Origin of the sequence: Actinoplanes sp. NPDC026623 (assembly GCF_040638275.1) — a bacterium.
Taxonomy (GTDB): domain Bacteria; phylum Actinomycetota; class Actinomycetes; order Mycobacteriales; family Micromonosporaceae; genus Actinoplanes.
This window is the reverse complement of record NZ_JBEZXZ010000129.1, coordinates 1-25,408: the sequence shown is the minus strand read 5'-3', so window position 1 is coordinate 25,408 and position 25,408 is coordinate 1. Positions and strand designations below refer to the sequence as shown.

Annotated in this window: 26 protein-coding genes and 1 riboswitch; of the genes, 13 read left to right on the top strand and 13 right to left on the bottom strand. The window is 71.1% G+C overall.

The genetic code is table 11. From position 1 onward, the window contains the following. Positions 1-310 precede the first annotated feature (310 nt). Positions 311-550, top strand: a complete 240-nt coding sequence (locus tag AB0F10_RS30315; protein ID WP_360632525.1) for a hypothetical protein — start codon at positions 311-313, stop codon at positions 548-550. An 802-nt stretch (positions 551-1,352) separates the two neighbouring features. Here the strand turns inward: AB0F10_RS30315 and AB0F10_RS30310 are convergent. The 8 genes from AB0F10_RS30310 to AB0F10_RS30275 form a co-directional block, all read right to left on the bottom strand. Then, a complete protein-coding gene (locus tag AB0F10_RS30310) occupies positions 1,353-1,961 on the bottom strand; it encodes a peptidase inhibitor family I36 protein (protein WP_360632522.1) in 609 nt (202 codons plus the stop codon). A 133-nt stretch (positions 1,962-2,094) separates the two neighbouring features. Next, a complete protein-coding gene (locus AB0F10_RS30305) occupies positions 2,095-2,505 on the bottom strand; it encodes a hypothetical protein (protein ID WP_360632518.1) in 411 nt (136 codons plus the stop codon). A gap of 38 nt (positions 2,506-2,543) precedes the next feature. After that, positions 2,544-3,875, bottom strand: a complete 1,332-nt coding sequence (locus AB0F10_RS30300) for a M6 family metalloprotease domain-containing protein (protein ID WP_360632515.1) — start codon at positions 3,873-3,875, stop codon at positions 2,544-2,546. A gap of 194 nt (positions 3,876-4,069) precedes the next feature. Continuing rightward, a complete protein-coding gene (locus AB0F10_RS30295) occupies positions 4,070-5,692 on the bottom strand; it encodes a hypothetical protein (protein ID WP_360632512.1) in 1,623 nt (540 codons plus the stop codon). Positions 5,693-5,983: 291 nt separating this feature from the next. Further along, on the bottom strand, positions 5,984-7,165 hold the full coding sequence (locus AB0F10_RS30290) for an ABC transporter permease (RefSeq protein WP_360632509.1): 1,182 nt from the start codon (positions 7,163-7,165) through the stop codon (positions 5,984-5,986). Beyond that, positions 7,162-7,827 (bottom strand): ABC transporter ATP-binding protein, encoded by a 666-nt coding sequence (locus AB0F10_RS30285; RefSeq protein ID WP_360632506.1) that lies wholly within the window; start codon positions 7,825-7,827, stop codon positions 7,162-7,164. Before AB0F10_RS30285 ends, AB0F10_RS30290 begins: the two co-directional genes overlap by 4 nt. After that, on the bottom strand, positions 7,824-8,864 hold the full coding sequence (locus AB0F10_RS30280; RefSeq protein ID WP_360632503.1) for a peptidoglycan-binding protein: 1,041 nt from the start codon (positions 8,862-8,864) through the stop codon (positions 7,824-7,826). The genes AB0F10_RS30285 and AB0F10_RS30280 overlap by 4 nt, the downstream gene beginning before the upstream one ends. Continuing rightward, positions 8,861-9,445 carry a hypothetical protein gene (locus AB0F10_RS30275; protein WP_360632500.1) on the bottom strand — a complete coding sequence of 195 codons (585 nt, stop codon included), beginning with the start codon at positions 9,443-9,445 and terminating at the stop codon, positions 8,861-8,863. The genes AB0F10_RS30280 and AB0F10_RS30275 overlap by 4 nt, the downstream gene beginning before the upstream one ends. 124 nt (positions 9,446-9,569) lie before the next feature. Here AB0F10_RS30275 and AB0F10_RS30270 point away from each other — a divergent pair, with 124 nt between their 5' ends. After that, a complete protein-coding gene (locus AB0F10_RS30270) occupies positions 9,570-10,226 on the top strand; it encodes a response regulator transcription factor (RefSeq protein ID WP_360632497.1) in 657 nt (218 codons plus the stop codon). After that, on the top strand, positions 10,223-11,353 hold the full coding sequence (locus tag AB0F10_RS30265) for a HAMP domain-containing sensor histidine kinase (RefSeq protein ID WP_360632494.1): 1,131 nt from the start codon (positions 10,223-10,225) through the stop codon (positions 11,351-11,353). Before AB0F10_RS30270 ends, AB0F10_RS30265 begins: the two co-directional genes overlap by 4 nt. Here the strand turns inward: AB0F10_RS30265 and AB0F10_RS30260 are convergent. Continuing rightward, positions 11,338-12,564, bottom strand: a complete 1,227-nt coding sequence (locus tag AB0F10_RS30260) for an FAD-dependent monooxygenase (protein WP_360632491.1) — start codon at positions 12,562-12,564, stop codon at positions 11,338-11,340. The two genes, AB0F10_RS30265 and AB0F10_RS30260, sit on opposite strands and share 16 nt — an antisense overlap. 94 nt (positions 12,565-12,658) lie before the next feature. Between AB0F10_RS30260 and AB0F10_RS30255 the strand changes: the two genes are divergently transcribed. Further along, a complete protein-coding gene (locus tag AB0F10_RS30255) occupies positions 12,659-13,126 on the top strand; it encodes a MarR family transcriptional regulator (protein WP_360632488.1) in 468 nt (155 codons plus the stop codon). A 133-nt stretch (positions 13,127-13,259) separates the two neighbouring features. Beyond that, positions 13,260-14,474 (top strand): phosphoglycerate dehydrogenase, encoded by a 1,215-nt coding sequence (gene serA / locus AB0F10_RS30250; RefSeq protein WP_360632485.1) that lies wholly within the window; start codon positions 13,260-13,262, stop codon positions 14,472-14,474. A 42-nt stretch (positions 14,475-14,516) separates the two neighbouring features. On the opposite strand, the gene AB0F10_RS30245 is transcribed toward serA, so the two are convergent. After that, positions 14,517-15,902, bottom strand: coding sequence for a hypothetical protein (locus tag AB0F10_RS30245; RefSeq protein WP_360632482.1), 1,386 nt, complete (start codon positions 15,900-15,902; stop codon positions 14,517-14,519). Between the two features lie 283 nt (positions 15,903-16,185). Next, positions 16,186-16,848 (bottom strand): response regulator transcription factor, encoded by a 663-nt coding sequence (locus AB0F10_RS30240; RefSeq protein WP_360632479.1) that lies wholly within the window; start codon positions 16,846-16,848, stop codon positions 16,186-16,188. Positions 16,849-17,088: 240 nt separating this feature from the next. Here AB0F10_RS30240 and AB0F10_RS30235 point away from each other — a divergent pair, with 240 nt between their 5' ends. From AB0F10_RS30235 to AB0F10_RS30215, 5 genes are read left to right on the top strand one after another with little or no spacing between them, the layout of a single operon-like run. Beyond that, positions 17,089-17,952 (top strand): BTAD domain-containing putative transcriptional regulator, encoded by an 864-nt coding sequence (locus tag AB0F10_RS30235; RefSeq protein ID WP_360632477.1) that lies wholly within the window; start codon positions 17,089-17,091, stop codon positions 17,950-17,952. Between the two features lie 55 nt (positions 17,953-18,007). Further along, positions 18,008-18,637, top strand: coding sequence for a 50S ribosomal protein L11 methyltransferase (locus tag AB0F10_RS30230; protein ID WP_360632474.1), 630 nt, complete (start codon positions 18,008-18,010; stop codon positions 18,635-18,637). Positions 18,638-18,696: 59 nt separating this feature from the next. Next, entirely contained in the window at positions 18,697-19,185 is a 489-nt protein-coding gene (locus AB0F10_RS30225) for a MarR family transcriptional regulator (protein WP_360632471.1), read from the top strand. Further along, a complete protein-coding gene (locus AB0F10_RS30220) occupies positions 19,182-20,921 on the top strand; it encodes an MDR family MFS transporter (RefSeq protein ID WP_360632468.1) in 1,740 nt (579 codons plus the stop codon). The genes AB0F10_RS30225 and AB0F10_RS30220 overlap by 4 nt, the downstream gene beginning before the upstream one ends. Positions 20,922-20,977: 56 nt before the next feature. Beyond that, the gene (locus tag AB0F10_RS30215; RefSeq protein WP_360632465.1) at positions 20,978-21,280 is read left to right on the top strand and encodes an antibiotic biosynthesis monooxygenase; all 303 of its coding nucleotides are present in this window, start codon (positions 20,978-20,980) and stop codon (positions 21,278-21,280) included. 3 nt (positions 21,281-21,283) lie between these two features. Here AB0F10_RS30215 and AB0F10_RS30210 read toward each other — a convergent pair whose 3' ends face one another. Beyond that, on the bottom strand, positions 21,284-22,258 hold the full coding sequence (locus AB0F10_RS30210; protein ID WP_360632462.1) for an ANTAR domain-containing protein: 975 nt from the start codon (positions 22,256-22,258) through the stop codon (positions 21,284-21,286). A gap of 626 nt (positions 22,259-22,884) precedes the next feature. Beyond that, on the bottom strand, positions 22,885-23,142 hold the full coding sequence (locus AB0F10_RS30205) for a DUF6158 family protein (RefSeq protein ID WP_360632459.1): 258 nt from the start codon (positions 23,140-23,142) through the stop codon (positions 22,885-22,887). 87 nt (positions 23,143-23,229) lie between these two features. Between AB0F10_RS30205 and AB0F10_RS30200 the strand changes: the two genes are divergently transcribed. The 3 genes from AB0F10_RS30200 to AB0F10_RS30190 all read left to right on the top strand — a co-directional run bounded on the left by AB0F10_RS30200 (position 23,230) and on the right by AB0F10_RS30190 (position 25,315). After that, a complete protein-coding gene (locus AB0F10_RS30200) occupies positions 23,230-23,655 on the top strand; it encodes a hypothetical protein (RefSeq protein ID WP_360632456.1) in 426 nt (141 codons plus the stop codon). A 17-nt stretch (positions 23,656-23,672) separates the two neighbouring features. Further along, positions 23,673-23,999, top strand: coding sequence for a DUF3817 domain-containing protein (locus tag AB0F10_RS30195; RefSeq protein ID WP_360632453.1), 327 nt, complete (start codon positions 23,673-23,675; stop codon positions 23,997-23,999). A gap of 219 nt (positions 24,000-24,218) precedes the next feature. Continuing rightward, a riboswitch (cyclic di-AMP (ydaO/yuaA leader) is annotated at positions 24,219-24,343 on the top strand. A 12-nt stretch (positions 24,344-24,355) separates the two neighbouring features. Then, positions 24,356-25,315 (top strand): C40 family peptidase, encoded by a 960-nt coding sequence (locus tag AB0F10_RS30190; RefSeq protein WP_360632450.1) that lies wholly within the window; start codon positions 24,356-24,358, stop codon positions 25,313-25,315. Positions 25,316-25,408 lie beyond the last annotated feature (93 nt).

Below are 25,408 nucleotides of genomic sequence, written 5' to 3'. Positions count from 1 at the left end.
CGTTCGTCCGGTAGGGCGCTCCACCTTGGCGCCCTGAGCCAGGCCCGCTCCACGGTGTATGGATCGACGGCGGACGGGATGGCTTAAGACGAGCGGTGGCGTGCAGCGAACGTGCAACTCGCAACGGTGATCATGGGAGATCTGCGGTATCTACGGTATAACAACACCGCTTTGCTTCAGCCCTGGACAGCAGAACGCCCACCGTGCGTTTCCGCAGGTGGGCGGTGCTCCAAGCCCGGCGAGAGGCTTGGTGGCCAGGGGCGGGGTCGAACCGCCGACCTTCCGATTTCAGGCACGTACACTGCCTGGCGTGGACCAAGACGACGTTGCGCTCAAGCTCAGCCGTGACGAGGCGCTGGTTTTGTTCGAGTGGCTAGGTCGGACCGATGAGCTGACCAACCACTTCGGCGACCTGGTCGAGGACCAGGCCGAACAGCGAGTGCTGTGGGACCTCACCTGCCTCCTCGAACGCGAGCTTGTCGAGCCCTTCGAGCCCAACTACGAGGAGCTGGTCAAGCAGGCGCGGTCCCGAGTCCGAGACGACGACTGACCTGAAGCGACCCACGCAGATGGGAGCCACCACCGGGAGCCACCGAGGCGATCGGCCACGGACGTACGCGTACGAGATCGAATGCCTGCCTGCCGGGTGGTGGCGGCCATGATCCGAACCGATCTGGACCATCGAGACACGGTGACTCAAATCTTCGGATTTAGAAGATCCGCAGGCTTTCCCAGCAAGTGAGACAGTTGCCGAACGCCGCGCGACAGGTTGGTCCTCGCAGAAGGCAACGCGCGATACCCACGGTGCAGGACGGTCCGCACTGAGTCCGCAGGGCACCGGAAAACAGTCCACAACCATGTCGGACGTTGTAAGGCATCATCGCAGCTCGGCGCCCATCCCCGCAGGTCGATCAAGCGCGCAGGTTGAGCTTCTAATCCGTCGGTCGCAGGTTCGAATCCTGCCGGGCGCGCTTCTCTTCGTTCGCAGGTCAAGGATGTTTCCGGCGCTTCGGCCGGACCCCGTCGAGGGCCGGCCCGGTCCGCATCCTCGCGGGTCGCGGCCTCTTGGAGGCGGTCAGCGTCATCACCCGGCGGCGAGGCGCCAACGTGAGGGCTGCGCGTAGTTCGTGCGGCGTGATGGCCGGAAGCCCCACGGCTTTCGCCGCGTGGCCGACGCAGCGACGGAAGCTTGCGTTGCGTAGCCGGGGAAGACCAGATCATCCGGCGTTCGGTCTCGATCAGGATTTGCAGGACCATCATTCCGGCCCGGGTGCGCTGGTTGACCGCGGTCAACCTGCCCACCCGGGCCGGAACAAGCGGCGATGCGATGCCCCCTCGCTCGCCTTTGAGGACTAGCAGACCTTCCAGTACCGAGCGAGGCCGCGGGACGCGACGCCGGTGTCGTTGACCCGGCTCGGCGCCAGCGTCGAGTTCAGGATGTCGTGCGCCGAGTTCAGCACCATCGTCTGCGTACCGGATGTCTGGTTGTTGTGGATCGACGCCGTGCTGGTCTTGTACGGGGCGGCCAGCACAATCTCCTCGCAGTCCGTGCGTGAGAGCCGGGAACCGGTGAAGTTGGTGTCCGACCACAGGCACGCGTACGCGAAGGCGCAGTTTGCCGCCGCCAGCGCGGCCACCGGCTCGCCCACGGCGCGCGCCTTCGTCTCGCCCGGCAGCGGCAGGGTGAGGATGGTGCGTCCGCCGTCCCAGGAGATCTCGTTGATGCCGACCTGGGTTCCGCGGCCGTAGTCGTTGAGGTGCTTGGTGACCTCGGCCTGCAGCGCCTTCTTCTGTGCCGCGGTGTAAGTGGTCGCCGGCGCCTTGGCCTTCGTCGAGGCGGCGGCCGCGGTTGCGGTGGAGCCGGCCAGGCCGGCGATGGCGAGCATCATCGTGGCGGCAAGCGCGATGGTGCCTTGCCTGCGGCGCGTGCGGACCGCCGTCGCGGTGGGAATCAATCGCATGGTTCGTGTCCTCTGTTCCCCCGTTGGTGGGCTGGATCTCTGGCCACCTCCTGCGACCAGCACCATGTTTCTATGCGAGGGATTTCCGGGCCGTAACCTGCGAGGTTCCAGGTTGACAGCGAGGTTGAGCGCGTCAGGCTGACCGTGCGTCGTATGACCAGAGGACCGCCACGTCCGGCTTCACTCGTAGCCACAGCGTTGCCGCGGGAGCGCCGTCCGGGAAGTCGACGCGGAGCAGCTCGCGGCCGTTCCCCTCCCGGACCGCCCCGACTGTCCGCACGCCGACGATGTTCAGATCGAGCAGCTCAGCGCCGTCGCCCTCGGCGCGTAGCCGCAGCCGGACAACCTCGTTTCCGGGCTCGATGTCCATCGCGATGTCGTGGCCGGCCCGGGTGGTCCGAAACGTCACCGACGTGTACGGCCACAGCTCCCGCCAGCCGTACTCGTTGCCGGTCGCCTTCTCGTCCTCGACATACCGGTGGATCGGCTCGTCCTCGAACAGCCAGATCAAGTCGTCGTAGGCGGGCACCGGCTCCATGACCATGAGCAGATGATCGCATCCAGCTTCCTGTGCGTCGGCCTTCAGCGGACCCGGATGTTGGCGGTCACCGTCGCCGAGGATGCGCCGATCTCGGTCACCGCCACACCGACATCGACCCCGGCGTAGCTCGTCGACGCCGGGTTGGTGCTCGCGGTGAATGACAGGTTGTTGTTGCTGCCGGGGAACGGGTCGCCGGCGTCGCCGCGGTTTGCGTTGTGTTCGAGGTTGCGCATGCCGTCGGCCTGCATCAGCGCGACCCGGTAGTGGTTTTCGTCGCGGTTGTTGTCGACGGTCTCGTCGATGTGCCAGATCAGCAGGCCGTCGCCGGGCAAAGCGGCGTCAAAGCCGGTCCTTTGCCGGTTTTCGAGCAGGAAGTACTCCGTGTTCGCGACGCCGTCGTGCCATAACCTCAGGACCTCGTGGTTGGCCTTGACGTCCGGAAGAACCACCGTTCCATTGGCGGTTTGGTCCGTCCGGTTCGCCCAGCCCTGGTCGACCTTCAGGAAACCGTTCGGGTGGGCCGGCGTGTCTCCCCTCCCGTTCCAGCTGCCAGCTGCCATCAGGCACCAGTTGCCGATGCCCTCCGAGCTCTGGTCGGTGTCATACAGATCGGGCCAGCCGAAGAGGAGGTGCCCGAGTTCGTGGGCGCACACCCCGATGCGCGCGTCCTCCGGAATGGTCAGGTAGCCGTACACCTTCGTCCGGTCGACGCTTTTGACACCGCCATCGAGAGTCCACTTGTGCGACCAGATGTCACCGTTCTGGCCCGTGCTCTCCGCCCCGGGACCGGCATGGACGACGATGAACGCATCGACGTAGCCGTTGCCGTCGTTGTCGTACGGATCGAAGTCGACGTCGGCGTCGGCCGCGAGCAGGGCGTCGCGCGCCATCGTCCGGGCGTTGGGCGTTTCATCTCCTACCCCGGAGGAGTTGTGGGCGTAGGTGCTGAGGTTCTGCGGCAAGGTGTACGGGCCTACCACTTCGCCGTCGATGGTGACGAGATCGTGGGTGACCTCGCTGTAGTACTCGCGCACGCTCCCGGTGGGGATCTTTCTGCCGGTCGAGAAGAACAGCTCCCGGAAGTGTTCGACGGTCGCATCCGGCGACAGGGGCCGGTCCGGGAATTCGACGAGCACGACGACGACGCGCACCGTGCCGCGAAGCGGCGCCCGGTCGCTCGCGGCCCGGGCGATCGTCGCGGTCGACGTTCCTGCCGGGAACGCCTCCGGCGGCATGATGGTGCCGTCGTTGAAACCTGGGCGGTGGGGCTCGACGGCGAGCCGGACCCGGTCCGCGATCGAGGCGTCGGCCGAGTCGAGCATCCGGCGAAAGGCGTCCTTGATCCGCTCATTCAACTCCGGGTCGGGCGCCACGGCGCATCGCGAGCCGTCCGCCGCCCTGAATGACTCCAGCGTGCGAGCAACCCGAATCAGGTCACGCTGTTCGGCACTGAACATGTTTCTCCTCGCGCAGGACGGCCAAATGCCCTGCGGGAAGGCTAGTTGATCAACACGTCGGCCCGGCTCAGAATCAAATACATCCACCCGCCGGCTGAAGATCCAGCCACTCAGTCCAGGACGAACGGCTGCGAGTACACCTTCGGGGAGGCGCCGGCGAACGCGTCGCCGGCCGTGCCGGCCACGAACCGGAAGAGCACCTTCTTGCCGCCCTTGCTCAGCCCGACCCACGTCGTCCCGTCGGCGGCGGTGTCGAAGGTCTTGGTCTGGTCGAGCTTCCAGGTCGTGCCGCTGCGGTGCTGCAGGCTGATGACCACCTTGCCGCGCCGCTTGGGCAGGATCTGGATGTCGGCGTGCACCGCGGCGGCCGAGCGGTAGTGCGCCACGCCCTTGCTCGTCCTGGAGAAGCCGGTGAGGCGTCCGGCCACCCCGGAGGGCGTGGTGACGCGCGCGGACGCGGACGCGGCGAGGTAGGCCAGGTTGGCGGGCGCGGTCGCGGACGCGGTGCCGCTGCCGAGGCCGTGCAGGGCCAGGGTGGCCACGCCGGAGGTGTTCGTCCGCACCGTCCTGACGGTCTGCTTGCCGGCCATGGTGACGACCAGCCGCACCGCGGTGTTCGGCCGGTTCGCGGCGCGCACGGTCACGGTCACGGTCTTCCCGTACGCGGTGGGCTGCGCGACGGTGACGGTGACGGGCCGCTGCACCTGCCCGGCGGCGGGGGTGACCACCAGGTACGCCTGCGCGGTCTCCTGGCTCAGCGAGTAGATGTACCTGCCGTCGGCGGACCACGCGGCCTCTTGGGCCCGGCTGCCGTACGACGTGTGGCCGGCGGCGAGCGACCTGGTGAGCTCGGTGCCGTCCTGGGCGGAGAAGACGTGCACCGGCGAGGTGTCGTAGTAGGCGTCCAGCAGCCCGGCGAACCGGGTGCCGTCCGGCGACCAGGCGACCGCCTCGGGGTACGCCCCGGTCGAGAAGGTGCCCTCCGGCGCGAGGGTGGTGGCGTTGTAGCGGGCCACGCCGTACCCGTTTCCGTAGTCCGTGATCAGCACGTGGTTGCCGTCCGGGGAGATCTCGGCGCCGAGCACCTGGGCGGGGCGCACGCTGCCGTTCCTGGTCAGCGAGCCGTCGGTGCCGATCGCGTAGGAGGTCATCGGCGAGGGGCTGCTGGTGCTGTCGTAGGTCACCAGCGTGGTTCCGGTGCCGGTGAGCGACTGCGCGAACGGGTCCGTCAGGACGCTGCGGTCGGCGCCGGTCGCAAGGTCGAGCCGCCCGACGCCGGTGCTGCCGGCGCAGTCGTACGCGTAGTAGAGGGCACCGCCGGCCACCGCGGACTTGCCCGGGCAACCCTGCGAGTCCCAGGCGTGAATGATGTCCCCGGCCGTGGACACCTGCATGATCTTCGCCGCCGTCGACGAGGAGACGTACACGCTCGCGGCGTCCGGGCTCAGCGTGAGGCCCTTGGCGCCGAAGACCCCGGTGACCGTCTTCCTGACCTGCCCGGTGGTGGGCGAGGCGATGACGATGGCGTTGCCCGCGGAGATCCACACCTCCGGTCCGACGGCGAGGACGTCGGTCACCTTGTCGGTTCCGGGAAGCGCCCACAGCAGCGGGGCCGCGGTTGCCGGCCCGGCGGCGAGTGCGGGCGTGGCCGGAGCCAGGACCACGGCGGCCAGCATCGTGCTGGAGAGCAGAACGGTTGCGGGGAGTCTGAGCACGTTGTCTGCGATCGGCACCGGACCCGAACATCTGAGAATTCGGCCCGGACCGCGTCACCGAGACGGCCGCACCCCGAAGATCAAACCCAGCATTCCGTACGGCACCCACCCGGCCGGAGTCCCCAACGGCCGGGCGGCTGCCCGCTCACCCTCTTTGCCGCGGCTCCGGGTTGGCCCGCGGCTCCGGCTCCCCCGTTCCGAGCGTCATCGCATCGACGACGATGATCAGAATTGTCCACATCGGACGACCGGTCGAGACGTGAAAGCCGGACTCGGGCGCATGCCGCACGCCCGAGTCCGTTCCCACCGTCATGCGGAGGCGAGCGCCTCCGTCGGTGCCAGGCGCGCCGCGCGGACGGCCGGATACCACCCGGCGACCGCGCCGATCACCACGGTCGCGCCGACCCCGCCGCACAGCGCCCACAGCGGCACCACGGTCGGCCAGGTCTGCGTCGACGCGTAGAACGCCGTCACCACGAACCCGATCAGCACCCCGGCGGCGCCGCCGGCCAGCGACAGCAGCATCGACTCCGCCACGAACTGCACCCGGATCTGCCCCCGCGTCGCGCCCAGCGACCGGCGCAGCCCGATCTCGGCCCGCCGCTCCAGCACGGAGATCACCATGGTGTTCGCCACCCCGATCCCGCCGACCAGCAGCGCCACCGCGCCCAGCCCCAGCAGCAGCTGGGTGAAGGTCCGGTCGGTCGCCCGCCGCGCCTCCAGCGCGTCCGACGGCCGGGAAACCTTGACCTCGTTGGGGTTCGACGGATTCGCCGTCGCCGCCAGGACCCCGCGCACCGCGTCGACCTGAGCGTCCGTGGATCGCGTGTAGACGGTCGTCGGATGCCCATCGAAGTCCAGATAGGACGCCGCCGCCGGCCAGCCGACCAGCGCGGCCGAGTCGAGCTCCGGCGCCAGCGGCACCGGGTTCAGCACCCCGACGACGGTGAACCAGCGCCCGCCCAGGTAGACCGACGGCACCGAGCCGAGCCGCCGCGCCGCCGTGGCGCCCAGCACCACCGCCGGGTACTTCGCGGTCGCCGCGTTCAGCCAGCTTCCCGCCGCCATCGAGGCGCCGACGGTCGACAGCAGGCCCGGCTGGGCCGCCGCCACCGAGATGCCGCCGGTCTGCGCCGCCGGGATCCGGTCGGTGCGGTACACGCCCGTGTCGGCGACCGCACCGACCGCCGCGACCGCGTAGACCGGGCCGATCCGGGCGATCATCGACACCGATTCGTCGGGCAGGGTCGCGGCCTCGCCGAACATCGTGTTGCCCGGCCCGACGGTCAGCAGGTTCGTGCCCAGCGCCTCCAGCACGCGGTCCAGGTCGGCACGGCTGGAGGAGGAGATTCCGACGACCGCGGTCATCGCCGCGATGCCGATCGCGATGCCCAGCGCGGAGAGCACCGCCCGCAGCGGGCGGGCCCGCAGCCCGGACAGGCCGACCCGGGCCAGGTCCGAGGCGCGCAGCCGGGCGGGTGACAGGGTCATGACTGGATCACCCGCCCGTCGAGCAGCGAGATCTGCCGGGGCATCTCGTCGGCCAGTTCCCGGTCATGCGTGATGACCAGCACGGTCGTGCCGCCCGCGTGGAGTTCCCGCAGCAGCTCGACCACCCCCGTTCCGGCCACCGAGTCCAGGTTTCCGGTCGGCTCGTCCGCCAGCAGCAGCGCCGGATCCCCCGCCACCGCCCGCGCGATCGCCACCCGTTGCCGTTCGCCGCCCGACAGCTGATGCGGCCGGTGCCCGAGCCGCGCGCCGAGGCCGACCCGGTGCAGCGCGGCCTCCGCGCGCCGCTCACGCTCCTTTCTGGGTACGCCCGCATACAGCAGTCCGTCGGCCACGTTCGCGACGGCGGTGCGCCCGGGTGCCAGGTGGAACTGCTGGAAGACGAAGCCGATCCGGCGGGCCCGCAGCGCGGAGAGCTGCCGGTCCGACAGGGCGGCCACGTCGTGTCCGTCGATGCGCACCGTGCCCGCCGACGGACGGTCGAGCGTGCCGATCAGGTGCAGCATCGTCGACTTGCCCGAGCCGGACGGGCCGACGACCGCGGCGAGTTCGCCGTACTCGACGCCGAGGTCGACGCAGTCGAGCGCGGTCACCCCGCCCGGGTAGGACTTCGTCGCGCCGGAGAGCTCGATGAGCTGGGTCATTCCGGCATCCCCACCATCGTGCCGGCGGTGATGCCGCCGCCGGAGACCTCGACCCGGCCGTCGGCGAACAGGCCGGTCTCCACCGCGACGAAGCGGGTGGTGCCCGCCTCGACGACCTGCAGGCCGTATCCGCCCTCGGCGAGCGCGAGCAGCGCCTCGACCGGAACCGTCAGCACGTCCTCGCGCTTGGACGCGGTGAACGCGACGCTGACCGCGGCCTGGTCCAGCCCCTTCGGCGCCTTCGCGAAGCCGATGGTGACCGACAGGCTGGTGCTCGCCTCCTCCTGCCCCTCGGCGGGCGTCACCACCGTCTCGACCGCCGTGATCCGGGCGGGGACCTCGGTGCCGTCCGGCAGGGTCACCCGTACGGTCGCGCCCCTGCGGGCCAGCCGCTGGTCGGCGATGTCCAGGTCGACGGTGGCGACCCGGCCGGTGCCGGTGGTGTCGAGAATCGCGGTGCCGGGCTGGACCGCGGCGCCCGGCGCCGCCGAGTGTGCGGCGACCCGGACCGCGCCGGGCGCGTAGACGATCCGTGCCGGGTCGACCGTGCCGGTCTCCTGCAGCCCGAGGTCGTCCTGCCAGTCCCGTACGGCGGAGGCCGTCGCCGACGAGTACGTCCGGTCGACGGTGAAGCCGCGGTACCCCAGCGCCCACAGGTTCTTCTCGAACTCCTTGACGTCCCGCCCGGTGTCCCCCGGGGACAGGGTCCGGTACGCGGGCAGGGCGCCGTAGAGCAGCACCACCGGGTCGTCGTCGACGCGGTAGAGCGGCTTGCCGCGCCGCACGGTCGACTCGGCCGCGGCGAGCCAGGTCACCGTCCCCGACAGCCGGCAGGCGTGCGCGGTCGTGTCCCCGTACCCCAGGGTGCCGTCGGCGTCCTGGGTGTCGACGAGCGTCTCCTTCTGGACCGCCGCCGTCCGCGGGGGCACCGACGCCTCGGCCTCGGATTGCGCGTCCGGCAGCCCGGCCACGACGGCGGCCGCGGCGCCCGCGGTCAGCACGACCGCGGCGGCGGCGAATCCCAGCCTGCGGTTCATCCCTGCGCCGTTTCGCGGCCGGAGGTGTCGCGCTTGGTCCCGCTGGGGCCCGGGCCGGTCGGGCGATACTTGGAGCAGGCCTCGTCGGCCTTGTCGAACGTGGGGTCGCCGGGACCCATGCCGACCTTGTTGCCATCGATCCGGATGTTGCCGTCGGGCCTCGGGTCGGGGAAGTTCTTGACGCCGTTCTCGCGCATGCACTTCGCCATCTGCCGGGCCTGTTCGAGCATCTCCGGGTCCGCCGGGCCGTGGTCGCCGCCGTCCGGCGCCCACTTCTTGCAGGCCTCCATCGCCGCATCGACCTTCTCCTTGGCGAGGCCCTTGGGGATCTTGATCTGTAGTCCCCCGCCGGGCTTCGGGTCGGGGAACCACGACATGCCGTGCTCCCGCATGCACTGCGAGAACTTCAGCGGCGCGTCCTCGTCCCGCGTGTCGGCCGCGGCGGCCGAGGCGGCCGCGGCGGCCGCGGCCGTCGGCGTCCCGCCCGCCGAGGCCACCTGATCGCCGGCGGCCGGTCCTCCGCAGCCGGCGGCCGCCGCAGTGAGCAGCAGGCCGAGCGCGAGAATCCTCCTGGTCCGCATGGTCTTCTCCCTCGTCGGCGGCCGGGCGGCCGCCACGGGTTGCATTGAAGTCCGGGGCGGGTTTCCCGGCCGTCACGCAAAACGATGACGCCCACGTGACGTGACCGTGGGTCACCATGGAGGCATGCGCATCCTGGTGGTCGAGGACGAGCCGCTGCTGGCCGATGCCGTCGCGGAGGGTTTACGGCACGACGCCCACGCGGTGGACGTCGTCTACGACGGCGCGGCGGCGCTCGAACGCGCGCAGGTCAACGACTACGACGTGCTGATCCTCGATCGGGACCTGCCGCTCGTGCACGGCGACGAGGTGTGCCGGCAACTGGCCGCGCGGGACGCGACGCCGCGGATCCTGATGCTGACGGCGGCGGCCGAGATCGACGAGCGGGTCGAGGGGCTGGCGCTCGGCGCGGACGACTACCTGCCCAAGCCGTTCGCGTTCCGGGAGCTGTCGGCCCGGGTCGCCGCGCTCGGCCGCCGGTCGCGGCCGGCCGCGCCGCCGGTGCTGCGCCGCGCCGGGATCAGCCTGGACCCGCATCGTCGTGAGGTCTTCCGGGACGGCCGGTACGTGCCGTTGTCCCGCAAGGAGTTCGCGGTGCTGGCCGAGTTGCTCCGGGCCGACGGCACCGCGGTGTCGGCGGAACAGCTGCTCGAGAAGGCGTGGGACGAGAACGCGGATCCGTTCACCCACGCCGTACGGATGACGATTTTGAAGTTGCGCCGCAAGCTCGGCAACCCGCCGGTGCTGCTCACGGAGCCCGGAGTGGGGTATCGGATCGGATGAGGCTGACCGTGCGGGGCCGCCTGACGCTGGTTTACGGCGGGCTCTTCCTGGCTTTCGGAATGGTGATGCTCGGCGTCACCTATGTCCTGGTGTCGCAGCAGGTGCCCGGCAAGGCCGTGGTGCGGGGTGCGACCGGCATCACCCTGGACTCCGGGGTGGCCGGGCCGCAGCCGGCGCCGGAGGTCTTCTTCCAGCAGGTCGTCCGGGACACCCGCGAGGATGCGCTGTCCGCGCTGCTCACTCAGGGCGGGATCGCCCTGCTGGTGGTGGGTGCCGTCGCGATCGCGCTGGGCTGGCTGGTGGCCGGGCGGATGCTGCAGCCGCTGCACCAGATCACCGAGACCGCGCGGCGGATCGCCGAGGCGCCGGCGGCCGACCGCGGCCTGCACGAGCGGATCGCGCTGACCGGCCCGGACGACGAGATCAAGCAGCTGGCCGACACGTTCGACCTCATGCTGACCCGGCTGGACCGCTCGTTCGACGGGCAGCGGCGGTTCATCGCGAACGCCTCCCATGAGCTGCGCACCCCGCTGACGCTGAACCGGACCCTGCTGGAGGTCGCGCTGCAGCAGGAGTCGGCGTCGGCGGAGGTGCGGCAGCTCGGCACGACCCTGCTGGCGATCAACGACCGGCACGGCCGGCTGATCGACGGGCTGCTCATGCTGGCCCGCTCGGAGCGGGAGCTGACCGAGCGCTCCTACGTCGATCTCGCGGACATCGCCTCGCACGTGAGCACGGACGACATCAAGGCCGAGCTGGGCGAGGCCGCCACGGTCGGCGATCCGGTCCTGCTGGAGCGGCTGGTGCAGAACCTGGTCGAGAACGGCGTGCGGCACAACCTGCCGGACGGCGGCTGGGTGCGGGTCGTCACGTACGCCAGGAACGGCCTGGCGACGCTGGAGGTCAGCAACACCGGGCCGATCGTGCCCCGCTACGAGGTCGAGACGCTCTTCGAGCCGTTCCGCCGGCTCGGCAACGACCGGCTGGCCGGTCCGGGCGTCGGGCTGGGCCTGTCGATCGTGCGGGCGGTGGCCCGGGCGCACGGCGGCGAGGTGCACGCCGTGCCCCGCGACGAGGGCGGCCTCGTCGTGACGGTCGCCCTCCCGGCCGCTCAGCCCTGGCCGTAGGCGACAGGCGCCTCGCCGGCGACCCGCGCGTCCCAGTCGATCGTGTGGCGATGCATCCAGCCCATCATCCGTTCCGGGTTGTAGAACCGGCGCATCGCGATCGGGAACAGCAGGTCCCGCAGCACCCGGCCGATCGGGCCGGGCGCCTTGTCGTTGTTGATCCGGGCGGTCCTCGCGATGACCTTCTCCACCCGGGCCCGGCGCAGGCTCTCGTAGGCGTCGAAGGCCCGGGGCACCGGCAGATCGCGCAGGCAGCGCGCCAGCTCGACGGCGCTCTCGATCGACAGCGACGCGCCCTGGCCCGAGCTCGGCGTCGTCGCGTGCGCGGCATCGCCGACGAGCACCACCCGGCCGCGGTGCCAGGTGCGTACCGGCGGCATGTCCTGCAGGCCGCCCACATTGATCAGCTCGCCGGGCGCGACCCGGTCGAGCATCCGCAGCGCCGGCAGCGAGTCGCCCGCGAACAGCTCACGCAGCCGCCGCAGCCACTCGGCCTCCGGGACCTCCCGCGCCTGCGCGGCCGTCATCATCTCGGCGGAGTGCACGTTGGCGAACCAGCCCGCCCGGCCGTCGTCGCCGACCCGGTAGCCGAAGAAGGCCCGCTTTCCGAATGCCAGGTGCATCGCGCCGCCGGTGGACGGCAGGCCCGAGTCACGCACCCAGCCGCCGAGACCGATCAGCCCGCAGTAGCGCGGCCGCGGCGCCGCCGGGTCGAGCAGCCCCCGGACGGTGGACCGGATGCCGTCGGCGCCGATCAGCACGTCGCCCTCGGCCGTGCTGCCGTCGCCGAAGCTCGCCACGACCGGCCCCGGGCCGTCGGTGAGGCCGGTCAGCCGCTTGCCGTACTCGATCCGGACGCCGGACGCGACGGCCGCGTCGATCAGCGCGCGATAGAGCCGGGCCCGGGCGAACGTCCTGCTGGCCGGCAGCCCGGGCAGGTCCTCGAACTGCCCGAGACGCCGGCCCGAGCCGGTCTCCATCACCATCCGGGGCGTCGGCACGCCGGCCGCACCGACCTCGTCCGCGATGCCGATGGCCGCGAGGGCCGCCATGCCGTTGGGGGCGAGCATGAGCTCGCCGCCGATGCCGTCGGCCTGCGTGTCGTACGCCTCGTACACGGTCGCCTCGATGCCGGCCCGCCGCAGCGCGATCGCCGCGACCGGCCCCGCTACCCCGCCACCGACGATGACCGCCGTCCCTACCCGCGTCATGCCCACTGCTCTCCACTCCCCGCTCGCCGTGGGAAAATCTCTCGTAACGGCGATTATCTCGTTTAGCCGAGATACTAGCGAATGCGAGATACTTGTGTCCACGAGAGGTTTCCGGGCCGAGCGGGAACGGGACATCGTCGAGTCGACCCGGCGGATGATCGCGGCGGCGGTCCTCTTCAGCCATCAGGTCGCCGAGCGGCTCCGGCTCGGCCCGAGCGACGCCCAGTTCATGACGCTGCTGGACGTGCACGGCCCGCTGACCCCCGGCCGCCTCGCGGAGCTGACCGGCCTGAAGACGGGCACGGTCACCGGGGTGCTCGACCGGCTGGAGGGCGCGGGTTACGTCCGCCGCGAGCGGGACCCGCACGACCGCCGCAAGGTGATCGTGTCCCTCAACGCCGCCCACATCGCGGCCCAGGTCGACCCGCAGTACGCCGGCCAGGCCCGGCACATGGTCGACCTGCTCCAGCGCTACGACGACGCGCAACTCGAGTTGATCGCCGATTTCATGTCCGCCGTCGCCGGCGCGCGGCCCGACGCGCCCTCCGCGGACGAGCGGTGACGGGTTGACCGCCAGATGGGAGCTCCAGCACACCCCCGGGAACGGGGCAATCGAGGGCATTAGGCTGGGGCGCCTGTGAACTGGGCTTCGGTGTGGCGGCCCGGATGGTCTATCCCGACATGAACGGAAAGTGATGACCGACCAAGCCAAGGTGCGAGTCCTGCTGCTCGAAAGCATTCACCCGGACGCGGTGTCCCGGCTCGAGGCAGCGGGTTACCAGGTCGAGTCCGTCCGCAACGCCCTCGACGAGGTCGAGCTGATCGAGCGCATCAAGGGTGTGCATCTGCTCGGCGTGCGGTCCAAGACGCAGGTCACCGCGAAGGCCCTCGAGGCCGCGGACAGCCTCGTCGCGATCGGCGCGTTCTGCATCGGCACCGATCAGATCGACCTCGCCGCCGCGTCGCAGGCGGGCATCGCGGTCTTCAACGCGCCCTTCTCCAACACCCGCTCGGTGGTCGAGCTCGCCCTCGCCGAGATCATCGCGATGACCCGCCGGCTGACCGAGAAGAACAGCCTCATGCACGAGGGCGTCTGGGACAAGGCCGCCAGCGGCAGCCACGAGGTGCGCGGCCGCCGGCTCGGCATCGTCGGTTACGGCAACATCGGCACCCAACTGTCGGTGCTCGCCGAGAACCTGGGCATGCACGTGTCCTTCTACGACACCGCCGACAAGCTGGCCCTGGGCAACGCACACCGCTGCGCCAGCCTGGACGAGCTGCTCGCGGCCTCGGACGTGGTGACGCTGCACGTCGACGGGCGGCCCGGCAACGCCGGCTTCTTCGGCGCCGAGCAGTTCGCCAGGATGCGCCCGGGCGCGATCTTCCTCAACCTGTCGCGCGGCATAGTGGTGGACCACGTCGCCCTGCGCGAGTCGCTGGCCAGCGGGCATCTCGTCGGCGCGGCCGTCGACGTCTTCCCGACCGAGCCGAAGGGCCGCGGCGACGAGTTCGTCTCCGAGCTGCGTGGCCTTCCGAACGTCATCCTCACCCCGCACATCGGCGGGTCCACCGAGGAGGCCCAGTCGGACATCGGCGACTTCGTGGCCAACAAGCTGGCGCTCTTCGTGCGGGAGGGCAACACGACGCTGAGCGTGAACCTGCCCAGCATCGCCCTGCCGGCCGGCACCGGCATGAGCCGGATCATCCACGTGCACCTCAACATGCCGGGCGTCCTGGCACAGGTGAACAGCATCCTGGCCGAGCACAGCGTCAACGTCGAGGGCCAGCTGCTGAGCACCCGCGGCGAATACGGCTACCTGATCACGGACGTCAGCGGCAGCTACAGCGCCGACGTGCTCGACAAGCTGCGCGGCATGAGCCAGACGGTGCGGCTCCGCGTCCTGTCCTGACCGGCGGGCCCCGCTGACCAACCGGGAACGGTTCGGGTCGCGCTACTTGACGGTTTCGACCGACAGGAGCGTGACCCGGGCCTCCGCCGTGACGTCGTAGCGGTCGCTGGTCGCCCAGCCCTTCGGGGTCAGCGTCGAGCCCGGCTCGACGTCGCGCAGCGTCCGCGCGCCCGCCGCGACCGTCTTCGCGCCGCCCCGCATGCTCACCCGGACCGGGTTGCCCTTGGGAGAGGCCAGCATGAGCTCGTCGACCTCGCCGGTGATCTTCAGGGCCACGGTGCCGTCCGGCTCCGGCAGGACGATCTCGGTGTACCGGGAGCCGCCGATCAGGTCGAGCCCGCCGATCGCGCCCTTGGCGAAGTTGATGCGCTGCTCGTCGGCGGCGCCGGAGAAGCGCAGGTTCCATCGCACCTTCGTGGAGAGCACGACCTCCACCTCGCCGGAGCCGCCGTTTCCACCCGGAACCAGCTTCAGCTGCACCCGGTCCCGCTCGATCGCGGCCTTCGGCAGCACCCCGGCGTCCTCGGCCGTCGAGATCCGGTAGAGGTCCTTGCCGAGGTCCTCGCTGCGCAGGGTCAGCTTGCTCACCGCGGTGGCCAGTTCGAAGGACGCCACCGTGCGGCCGTCGACGGGCGCGGTGACCGTCCGGTCCCCGGCGTCGCCCGCGCCGAGTTCGAGCACCGACGTGAGGCTCTTGTCCGGGCCGGAGAAGTACGAGACGCCGGCGACCGTGCCGCCGAGCAGGACGGCGAGGCCCAGCGCGAGGCCGGCGACGAACACGCCCCGGCCCCGGGGCGGTGGGCCCTCCAGAATGGAGTGCTCGCCGGTCGCGTGCGGGTGGCGGGCGGCGCGGTGCGGGCGGATCTGGCGGCCCGGCCCGCCGATGAAGTCGCCGATGCCCTCGTCATCGGCCACCACGCGCTGCGTCCGCGCCTGGCGGGGCTTGACCGACGGCGATTCCCCGGTAACGGAGCGGATCGGGAGCGACGCGGACGACCGCGACTCCGGCATACGCGGATCTGCCATTCGCGGATCGGTCAGCCGCGGGTCCGGCATGCGCGAGTCGGTCACCCGCGGGTCCGGCATACGCGGATCGGTCAGCCGCGGGTCCGGCACGCGTGAGTCCGTCAGCCGCGGGTCCGGCATACGTGAGTCCGTCACCCGCGGGTCCGGCAGACGCGGCTCCGGCGACCAGGGCGCCGGCTGCTGGACGGCCGGCGGGAACTGCGCACCCGGTGCCGGCGCGGTCCTGCCGTTGTGGTTGCCGCTGATCGGGCCGGCCGAGAAGCCGAACGACGCGCGGCCGGGTCCGGCCGGCGGCGCCGGACCGTAGGCGGGCGCCGGCGGATCCCCGGCGGTGTCGCTCGCGTCCGTGGACGAGGGTGTTGCGGGCGAACCGAAGGCACTCCAGCTCTGGGAGTCGGCCATGTCTTCCTCATCAGCATCGTCACGGAACGAGTTCGCGGCGGGGGGCCGCCGGAAGGGTGCCGGGTCCCCCGCGGGGCGGCGGTTGCGTGTTTCGTTGTCGCGGTTGGCCCAGTCGGCACCCGAGGTCGACAGAAGGCCCGCCGCGGCGGCGGACACATCGGACGAATCGGCGTGTGATAGCTCCACGCGATGGCCTCCAACTCGCGCCGGCGCCGACGACTTCAGGGGGCGCTCCAGCGAGAGATACGGATGCCACGCCATATCGGATGAGTACGATCGTGAATTACTCTCCGTTATTATGGTGCGGGCTGAGTAGACCACGCCGGGTGGCGACCGCGACCGCCTCCAGCTGGCTGTGCGCGCCGAGTTTGCCCAGCACGGCCTTCACATAGCCGCGGCAGGTGTGGACGCTGATGCCGAGCCGCCGGGCGATGGCCCGCGGGTCGAGCCCGGAGCCCATCAGAATCAGCACCTCGCGCTCCCGCGCGGTCAGCCCGCCGGCCCGCGGCCCGATGACCGGCGCGGTGCTGCGCAGCAGCCGCGCCAGGATGTCGGTGGAGACCGTCATGCCGCCGCCGTGCGCGGTGTGCACCGCGTTCAGCACGTCTCCGAGCGGGCCGTTCTTCGAAAGGAAGCCCGACGCCCCGGCCGCCGTCGCCCGCCCGACCAGGGCGGACTCGTTGTTCGCGGTCAGAATCACGAACCGGGTGTCCGGCTGCCGGTGCCGCAGCAGCTCCGCGATCGCGATACCGTCCGCGTCCGGAAGGTCCGGATCGAGCAGCACCACGTTGGGCCGCAACTCCTGCACCAGCCGGATGGCCTGCTCCCCGGTACGCGCATGACCGATGTAACGCAGCTCCGGCTGCCCGGCCAGCGCCACGCCGAGCAGCTCGGCGAACGTCTGATGCCCATCAACCACGAGCACCGTGATCGCCTCGCCCACCATTCGCGCCTCCTGATCCGCCAGCGCTGGAAGTCTATGTGTCTCTCGCACGAAGCCAAGGCGTACCAACAGTCGGACAGCACACACGAGCCAAACCGATCGGGCGGTACGCGCGCCGTCCGGATGAGTCCAAGCGGTCGTCATAACTCGTATCTTCGGTGGACCGGCCCCCTCGCTTTCGGGGTGCGGATCGACGCGGCGGACGCTTGTCGGGCGCCCGTCACCCGGACAGGGTCTTACACCATGTACGAAATCCAGCTCTTCGGCCGACTCGAGGTCCGCACCCGCGGCGTACGCCTGACGGGGCACGACTTCGGCGGCGACAAGCCCCGGCAGATCCTGGCGCTGCTCGCGTTGCGCGGAGACCTGCACGGAGAAGAGCTGTCGGAGCTGCTCTGGTCCGGCCGCCCGCCGGCCGGCCACCAGACCACGGTGGAGGGTTACGTATCCCTTCTGCGCCATCGGCTCGACCCGGCGGGCGACACCCGTGACTCCGCGATCACCAGCCGCGACGGCGGCTACTCCCTGGTGGCCGAGCGGGTACGGGTTGACGTGGCCCGCTTCGACGAGCTGGTGGCGGCGGCCGAGGGGCGACCGGCGGAGCGCGCGCTGCGGCCGCTGACCGCCGCCGCACACCTGGCCGGGCGCCCGCTGCTGGAGGACGTCGAGCACCCGGAGTGGGCCGCCGAGGCCCGCGAGGTGTACCGGGCCCGGCTCGTGACGACGCTGCTCGACGCGGGCGGCCTCGCCCTGGCGGCCGGGGAGGCGCGCAAGGCGCTGGACCTCGCGGAGCGGGCGGTGGGTATCGACCCGGTCGCGGAGCGCGGCTGGGTGATCACGATCGCCGCGCACCGCGCGCTCGGCGACCGGCTGGCGGCGCTGCGGGCGTACGACCTCTGCCGGCGGCGGCTCGCCGATCTGCTGGGCGTCGAGCCGTCGGCGGAGACCCGCGCGCTGTTCCTGGAGCTGCTGCGGTACGACGGCGCGGACAGCGCGGTGGACGGCGCGGTGGCGGCGGTCCTGGCGGCGGCCGGGGAGGCACACCGGCCCGGCTCGGTCACGGGCCTGCTGCGCCGGGCCGCGGAGCTGGCCGCCGCGGCCGGCTGACGTGACGCGGATCAAATAGCGGGCGCCCGGGGCGGAAACGGCGAAGAATCGCCGCGTGCACACGACGCTGCTGCCCGTACCGCTGGCTCCGGAGATCTCGCTGCACCTGGCCGACGGCCGGGTGGGGTTGTTCGACGACAACGGCGGCGCGTTCAGCAGTGACGTGCCGCCGCCGTTCTGGCTGTTCGTCTGGGCGGGCGGCCAGGCGCTGGCCCGCTACATCCTGGACAACCCCGAGATCGTGCGCGGCCGGACGGTGCTCGACGTCGCCACCGGCTCGGGCGTGGCGGCGATCGCGGCGGCCCGGGCCGGCGCGCGACAGGTCACGGCGCTGGACGTCGATCCGCGCGCGGCCGCGGCGGCGGCCCGGAACGCGACGGCGAACGACGCGGCGGTGGACACCCGGATCGCGGACGTCGCGCAGGCGGAGACGGCCGCGGAGGTGATCCTGGCCGGCGACGTCTTCTACACCCGAGGCGTCGCCGACCGGATGGCGTCACGGCTGCGCCGGGCGAGCCGCGAGGGCGCCCGGATCCTGGTCGGCGACCCCGGCCGGGGGTTCTTCCCGGAACGGCTGTTCGTCCGGGTGGCGGAGTACGTCGTGCCCGTGCCCGCCGCGCTGGAGGAGACCGAGTCGCTGGTGACCGGCGTATGGGAGATGCGAACGAGCGCCCCGGCCGGGTGACCTCAAATGCGTTCACCACCCAACAAGCTGTACGCTGCACGCATCTGACGGGAGGTGCCGTGAATCCGAAACCGGACGCCGGTGACATCACCGGACGGCTCGCCGACGAGATTGTGCGATTCACCCGGCTCGGTGCGCGGGCCAAGAGCATGCTCAACGCGGGAGACCAGGGTGCCGAGTTCTCCGCGCTCATGCTGCTCTTCCCGCTGCAGCACCAGGGGCCGATGCGGGTCACCGATCTCGCCGAGGCGAAGGGTGCCGACCCCTCCACGATCAGCCGGCAGGCGGCGCAACTGGTCAAGGCCGGTCTCGCCCGCCGTGAGGCCGACCCGGCCGACGGCCGGGCGTCGCGGCTCGCGGTAACCGAGGCGGGCCTCTCGGCGTGCCTGCGGCTCCGCGAGGCGCGGCACGCGCTGCTCAGCGACGCGCTGAGCGGCTGGCCGGCCGAGCGCGTCACCGCGTTCGCCGACCTGTTCGCAGAATTCAACAGCTCCGTCGAGGCGCTCCTGCGCAGCGACGCGGCAGTATCAGCACGGGAGAACGCGTGAGTAACTCGGGCACCACCGCACCCGCGGCGGACGGATCGGCGGCGGGCGCGCCCGGCCCCGGTGCGCCGTCGGTGGAATTCACCCATCGGCAGATCGTGACGATCCTGACCGGCCTGATGATGGGCATGTTCCTCGCCGCCCTCGACCAGACGATCATGGCGACCGCGACCAAGACCATCGCGGACGACCTCAACGGCTTCAATCTGCAGGCCTGGGCGACGACGGCATTCCTGATCACGTCGACGATCTCGACCCCGCTGTACGGCAAGCTGTCCGACATCTACGGGCGGCGGCCGTTCTTCCTGTTCGCGATCGCGATCTTCCTCATCGGCTCGATCCTCTGCGGCCTCTCGCAGAGCATGTACGAGCTGGCCGCCTTCCGCGCGATCCAGGGCATCGGCGCCGGCGGCCTCATGTCGCTGGCCCTGGCGATCATCGGTGACATCGTGCCGCCCCGCGAGCGCGCCAAATACCAGGGCTACTTCCTGGCCGTCTTCGGCACCGCGAGCGTCGTCGGCCCGATCCTCGGCGGCTTCTTCGCCGGCGCCGACACGATCCTCGGCGTCGACGGCTGGCGCTGGGTCTTCTACCTCAACGTGCCGATCGGCGCCGCCGCGATGATCGTCGTGGCCCGGGTGCTGCACCTGCCGCACACCCGCACCCCGCACCGCATCGACTGGCCCGGCGCGCTCTTCCTCATCGTCGGCCTGGTGCCGCTGCTGACCGTCGCCGAGCAGGGCCGCGCCTGGGGCTGGGACTCCGGCCGCGCGTTCCTCTGCTACGGGGTCGGCTTGATCGGCCTGGTGGCGTTCGTCTTCGCCGAGCGGGCCTACAAGGACGAGGCGATGCTGCCGCTGCGGCTGTTCAACAACCGCACGATCGCCGTGGGCGCCACCTCGAGCACCATCCTGGGCATGGCGATGTTCGGCGGCCTGATGACCGTCCCGCTGTACCTGCAGATCGTGAAGGGCGCCTCGCCGACCGTCGCCGGCCTGGAGATGATCCCGTTCGTGGCCGGCATCATGGCCGGCTCGATCACCGCCGGCCAGCTGATCGCCAGGACCGGCCGTTACCGGATCTTCCCGATCATCGGCAGCGTGCTGATGGCGACCGCGCTGGGCCTGTTCGCGCTGGTCGGCGCGGACACCCCGCTGTGGCGCACCATGCTGGTCATGGTGCTGATGGGCCTCGGCCTCGGCGGCAACATGCAGCCGATGATCACCGCGGTGCAGAACGCGGTGTCGCCGCGAGAGATCGGCGTGGCGACCAGCACGGTCACCTTCTTCCGGTCGATGGGCGGCACGCTGGGCACCGCGATCTTCCTGTCGGTGCTCTTCAACGTGCTGCCGGGGAAGATCGGCGCTCAGCTCGAGACGGCGAAGTCGACGCCCGAGTTCCAGCAGGCGCTGGCGTCCGACCCGACACAGGGGCAGATCCTGCAGCAGGCGCAGGGCGGCGGCGGGCTGAGCGACACGTCGTTCCTCAACCGGCTGTCCGACGTCGTGTCCCACCCGTTCAAGGAGGGCTTCTCCGACAGCTTCCAGATCGTCTACCTGATGGCCCTGGCCATCATGCTGATCGGCCTGGTCGTGGTGTTCTTCCTGCCGGAGATCCCGCTCTCGCAGCGGTCGGCGCAACAGCAGCGCGCCGACGACGCCGAGGCCGCGGCCTCCTGCAACGGCGTGCCCGGCGAGGTCGGCGCCGGCCCGGGCGCGGAGATCAAAGCCACCTATTGACGACAGGCCGGCGACCACAGGGTACGGGCGCAGCACGCGCTCGTACCCTGTGTCGTATGGCAGTCGTGAAGATCAACGCAATCGAGGTCCCCGAGGGCGCCGGCCCGGAGCTGGAGCAGCGGTTCGCCGCGCGACAGGGCGCGGTGGAGAACGCCGAGGGCTTCCTCGGCTTCGAGCTGCTGCGCCCGGTCGGCGGCGAGACCCGGTACTTCGTCTACACCCGCTGGGAGACCGAGGAGGCCTTCCAGGCCTGGTCCGCCGGCTCGGGCCGGGCGGCACACGCCGGCGAGCGCGCCCGGCCCGTCGCCTCGGGCGCCAGCCTGCTGGAGTTCGAGGTCGTCCAGCGGGTGAGTAAGTAGCCCTCAGCCCTCCGCGTTGCGGGCGGCCGCCGCGATCAGCCGCTCGGCGACCGCCCGGCGGTCCATGCCGAGGCGCTGCGCGGTCTCCCGCAGCACGTCGTAGGCCTCCTGCACGCCGCAGCCGCGCTGCGCGATGATCACGCCGGCCGCCCGGTCGACGGTGGCCCCCTCGCTCAGCCCCTCGCGCCTGCGCAGCTCGCCGAGCAGCACCTCGGCCTGGTTGACCACCGCCATGGTGGTCAGCAGCAGCTCGGGGGCGACGCCGCCCGGCTGCCCGACGAAGAGGCTCAGCGAACCGACCGAGGTGCGCTGCACGTCGAGGGGGAAGGACACGACGCCGTGCACCCCCTCGGCGCGGGCGCACTCGGCGAGTTCGGGCCAGCGCGGGTCGGATTGCAGCTCGCTCGCGGTGACAAGCACCCGGTTGCGGGCGGCCTCGAGGCCGGGGCCCTGCCCGGTGCCGTACTGCCGGTCGTCCAGGGCCTTGGCCCTGCTGCCGGAGGCCGCCAGCATCGGCGGGCCGCCCTCGCCGATCAGCGCCACCGAGCAGCGCAGCACGCCCGGCACCGCGCCGGCCACCAGGGCGGCGAGGCGGTCCAGGGCCTGCGGCACGTCGTCGGCGCCGAGCATCCGGACGGACAGTTCGTGCAGCAGCCCGGCGAGCTCCACCGGGTGCGGACCGGCGGACAGGCCGTCACCCGGCCGCACGGCCGGTACGCCCCGGTCGCCGACGGCGCTCCGGTCGTTCGCGACGCCCCGGTCCAGGACGATTCCCCGGTCGTTGACGGCTCGACCCGTCGCGACGCCCCGGTCGTTGACGGGTCGGGAGACCACCGCACCCGGGTCCGGCGCGACACCCCGGCGCGCCGGGGCGATCGGGCCGCCGACGGTGTCGTGCTCGACGACGGGCGTAGCGGGTGCCGCCGAATCGCCGATCACGATCTCGGCCGCCGGAACGGACCTGCTCGGCTGGGGCACGCGGCCTCGACCCACGGTCCGGGTCTGGCTGACGATGGCGGGATTTCCCGGGGTGCCGGAGGCCGGCGGGACGCGACGGGAGACGAGCCGCCCGGAGCTCCGTTGCGGGGCTGACATTTGCCCGATATTGCCACGTACATCGGCGAACACGAAAGTCGTGTCCACTACCGGGTGCCTGTCCGGGCGTGACGATCCGCTCCCCCGCCCGGGGCTCCGGGATCGAAACCGGTGCCGCCGGCGGGCCCGCCCGGCGCTCGTCCGGCCCGGCCGAGGCGGCCGCGGCCTGCGCTTCGACGGCTGGACGGCGCCGAGGCGGCGGCGCGCTGATCGACAGGGTCAGGGGTCATGCGAGATCAATTACCCGTTATTCGCGTCCCGAACCCCGGGCGGAAACAAATGCGCCGCTCCCGGAATCCGGGAGCGGCGCAGATGAAGATGTCGGTGCGCAGGTCGCCTCTCGGCGAAAGGCTCAACGCGGCTCCAGCCGAACGGTATTCCGCGAAGGCGAAGGTTGAGGCCCGGGGACACTGATCGCAACCGACATCCAACCCAACCGTCGGCGGGGTGCCCTGATTCCGGTAGGTGTTGTGACGCAGACCACATCCGTGGCCGCGGGGGCGGGCCGCTCAGAAGTCCTGGGTGAGCCGGGACGGATCGACCTCACGGGCGGGGTGCCGGGCCAGATAGGCGGCCTCGAGCTCGGCCGTGCGCCGCAGGTGCGTCGCGAGCGCCGCCTCGGGGGCGTGCCGCAGCGCGTCGAGCCGGGTGCGGTGCAGGCTCGCCAGCTCGCGCAGCAGGTCGTCGTCCGCCAGGCCCGCGGGGTCGATGCCGGTTTCGAAGACGACGAGTTCCTCGTCGGCGGGGCCGAGCCGGGCGTCGGTCATGATGTTTCTCCTCGATTCACGGAGGTGCCTCACGCATCGGTTGCCCGACCGATCCGCCGCCAAACCCGCGCCGGTACTCTGAGCGGCATGAAAGGGCTGTGGACCCCCGCGTGGATCGCGCGCCACGCCCTTGCGCTGGTCCTCGTCGCCGCGTTCCTGGGCCTGGGCTGGTGGCAGTTCAGCCGGGCCACCGGCGGCAACTCGCTCAGCTGGGGTTACACCTTCGAGTGGCCGGTGTTCGCCGCGTTCGTCGTCTTCCTGTGGTTCCGCGAGGTCCAGCAGGAGCGCCGCGCGGGGCGCGCCCCCGAGCGGGACGCCCCGGAGCCGGAGCAGCCCGCGGCGGGCGATCAGCCGGTGACGGTGCGCCGCCCGGTCCGGGTGCCAGTGGCCACCGCGGCACCCGCCGACGACGACCCCGAGCTGGCGGCGTACAACGACTACCTGAGCTGGCTGGCCGCCCACCCCGGCGCCCGCCCCGGCGACTACCCCGGCCGCCGCACCAAAACCAGTTGAACCAAAGGACGTGGATCGTGCAGGGAGCCCTCACCCGCTACCGGATCATCGCCTGGATCGTCGGCGTGGTCCTCATCGTGCTCGTCCTGGTCGGCATGCCGCTGAAGTACTTCGGCGAAAATGACACGGTCGTGGCCACCGTCGGGCCGTTCCACGGCTTCCTCTACATGCTCTATCTGGCCGCGACGTTCGACCTGAGCCGCCGCGCGAAGTGGCCGCTCGACCGGATGCTGCTCGTGATGCTGGCCGGCACGGTCCCGTTCTTCTCCTTCTGGGCGGAACGGGTCGTCACGCACAAGTGGGCCGTCGAGCCTCTTGATGCCCCAGAAGTTATGGCAGAGTAAAGAAAGTAACGCTGCGAATCGGCTCTGTCGCCGCCCGCTATCGGGATCATTCAGATATTTGTGATCATTGGCGCAAGTCACTCTTCCGGCTCTTGTGTTAATGCCGAGCGCCGATAAGTTAGTGCGGTTGGTCCGGTCCGCAGCCACACCCCTCGGTGGCGCCGGCCAGCGCCGTCGAATCCTCGCCGGCGGAAATGGGACGATCCCGATCCCCCTGGGTCACCACTTCCGCCACGACGAACCGGGGAACCACCGAGCAGCATCGGGGTGAATCCGCGTCAGCGGTAGGGCCTTCTTCCGCCCGAATCCGTCAGCTAACCCGGTAGGCGGCCAAGCGGAAGAAAGGCCACGTTCCGTTGCCACACGCCCAAACCAGGCTTCGCGCGCTGACGGTCGCCGTCCTGGCGATCGCGATCTCCGGCAGCTCCGCGACGGCCGCACACGCGGAACCGTCGAAGAGCGAGCTGAACAAGAAGATCACCGCGGCGTCCGACAAGCTCGAGGACGTCGTCGAGTCTTACAACAAGATGAAGATCAGCCTGAACAAGACGAAGGCTGACGAGAAGACCCTCGTCGCGTCGCTCGCCCCCGCCAAGGCGGCGCTCGTGGCCGCCAGCGCGCAGATGAGCACCATCGCCACGTCGGCCTACAAGACCGGCAACATCGGCACCATGAACGTCATGCTCGAGGGATCCGACAACCTCATGGAGCGGATGAGCATCCTCGAACAGATCTCCCGCAGCCGCGGGCGGGACGTCGCGAAGTACACCGAGACGACGCAGAACTTCGCCACGCGTCAGGCCGCCCTCAAGGCGACCCAGGACAAGCAGGCCGCCGAGGTCAAGGCGCTGTCCGACCGCAGGAAGAAGATCGAGGGCGACCTCAAGAAGCTCTACGCGATGCGCACCGCCGCGTACGGCTCCGCGAGCGAGACCGGCAGCAGGTACACCGGCCCCATCCCGAAGATCGCCGGCTCGGCCGGCAAGGCCGTGACGTTCGCCTACAACGCCATCGGCATCATGTACGACTACGGCGCCGACGGCCCCGACGGCTACGACTGCTCCGGCCTGACGTCAGCCGCCTGGCGGGCGGCCGGCAAGTCGCTGCCGCACAACGCCGCCGCGCAGTACAGCGCGACGGCCCGGGTCAGCCGTTCCGACCTCGAGCCGGGGGACCTGGTCTTCTATCGCAGCAACGGCCACGTCGGCATCTATGTCGGCGGCGGCGACATCATCGACGCCTCCCGCGCGGGCCAGCCCGTCAAGAAGCGGTCGATCAACATCATGACTCCGAACGGCTACGGCCGGATCCGCTGAGTCAGACGGCAAGCAGAAGGCCGGCGCCCCGCGGGGCGCCGGCCATGTTGGGATCGTGGGCGGGTTTGTAGGTTATGCGGCCAGCCGGCCCGA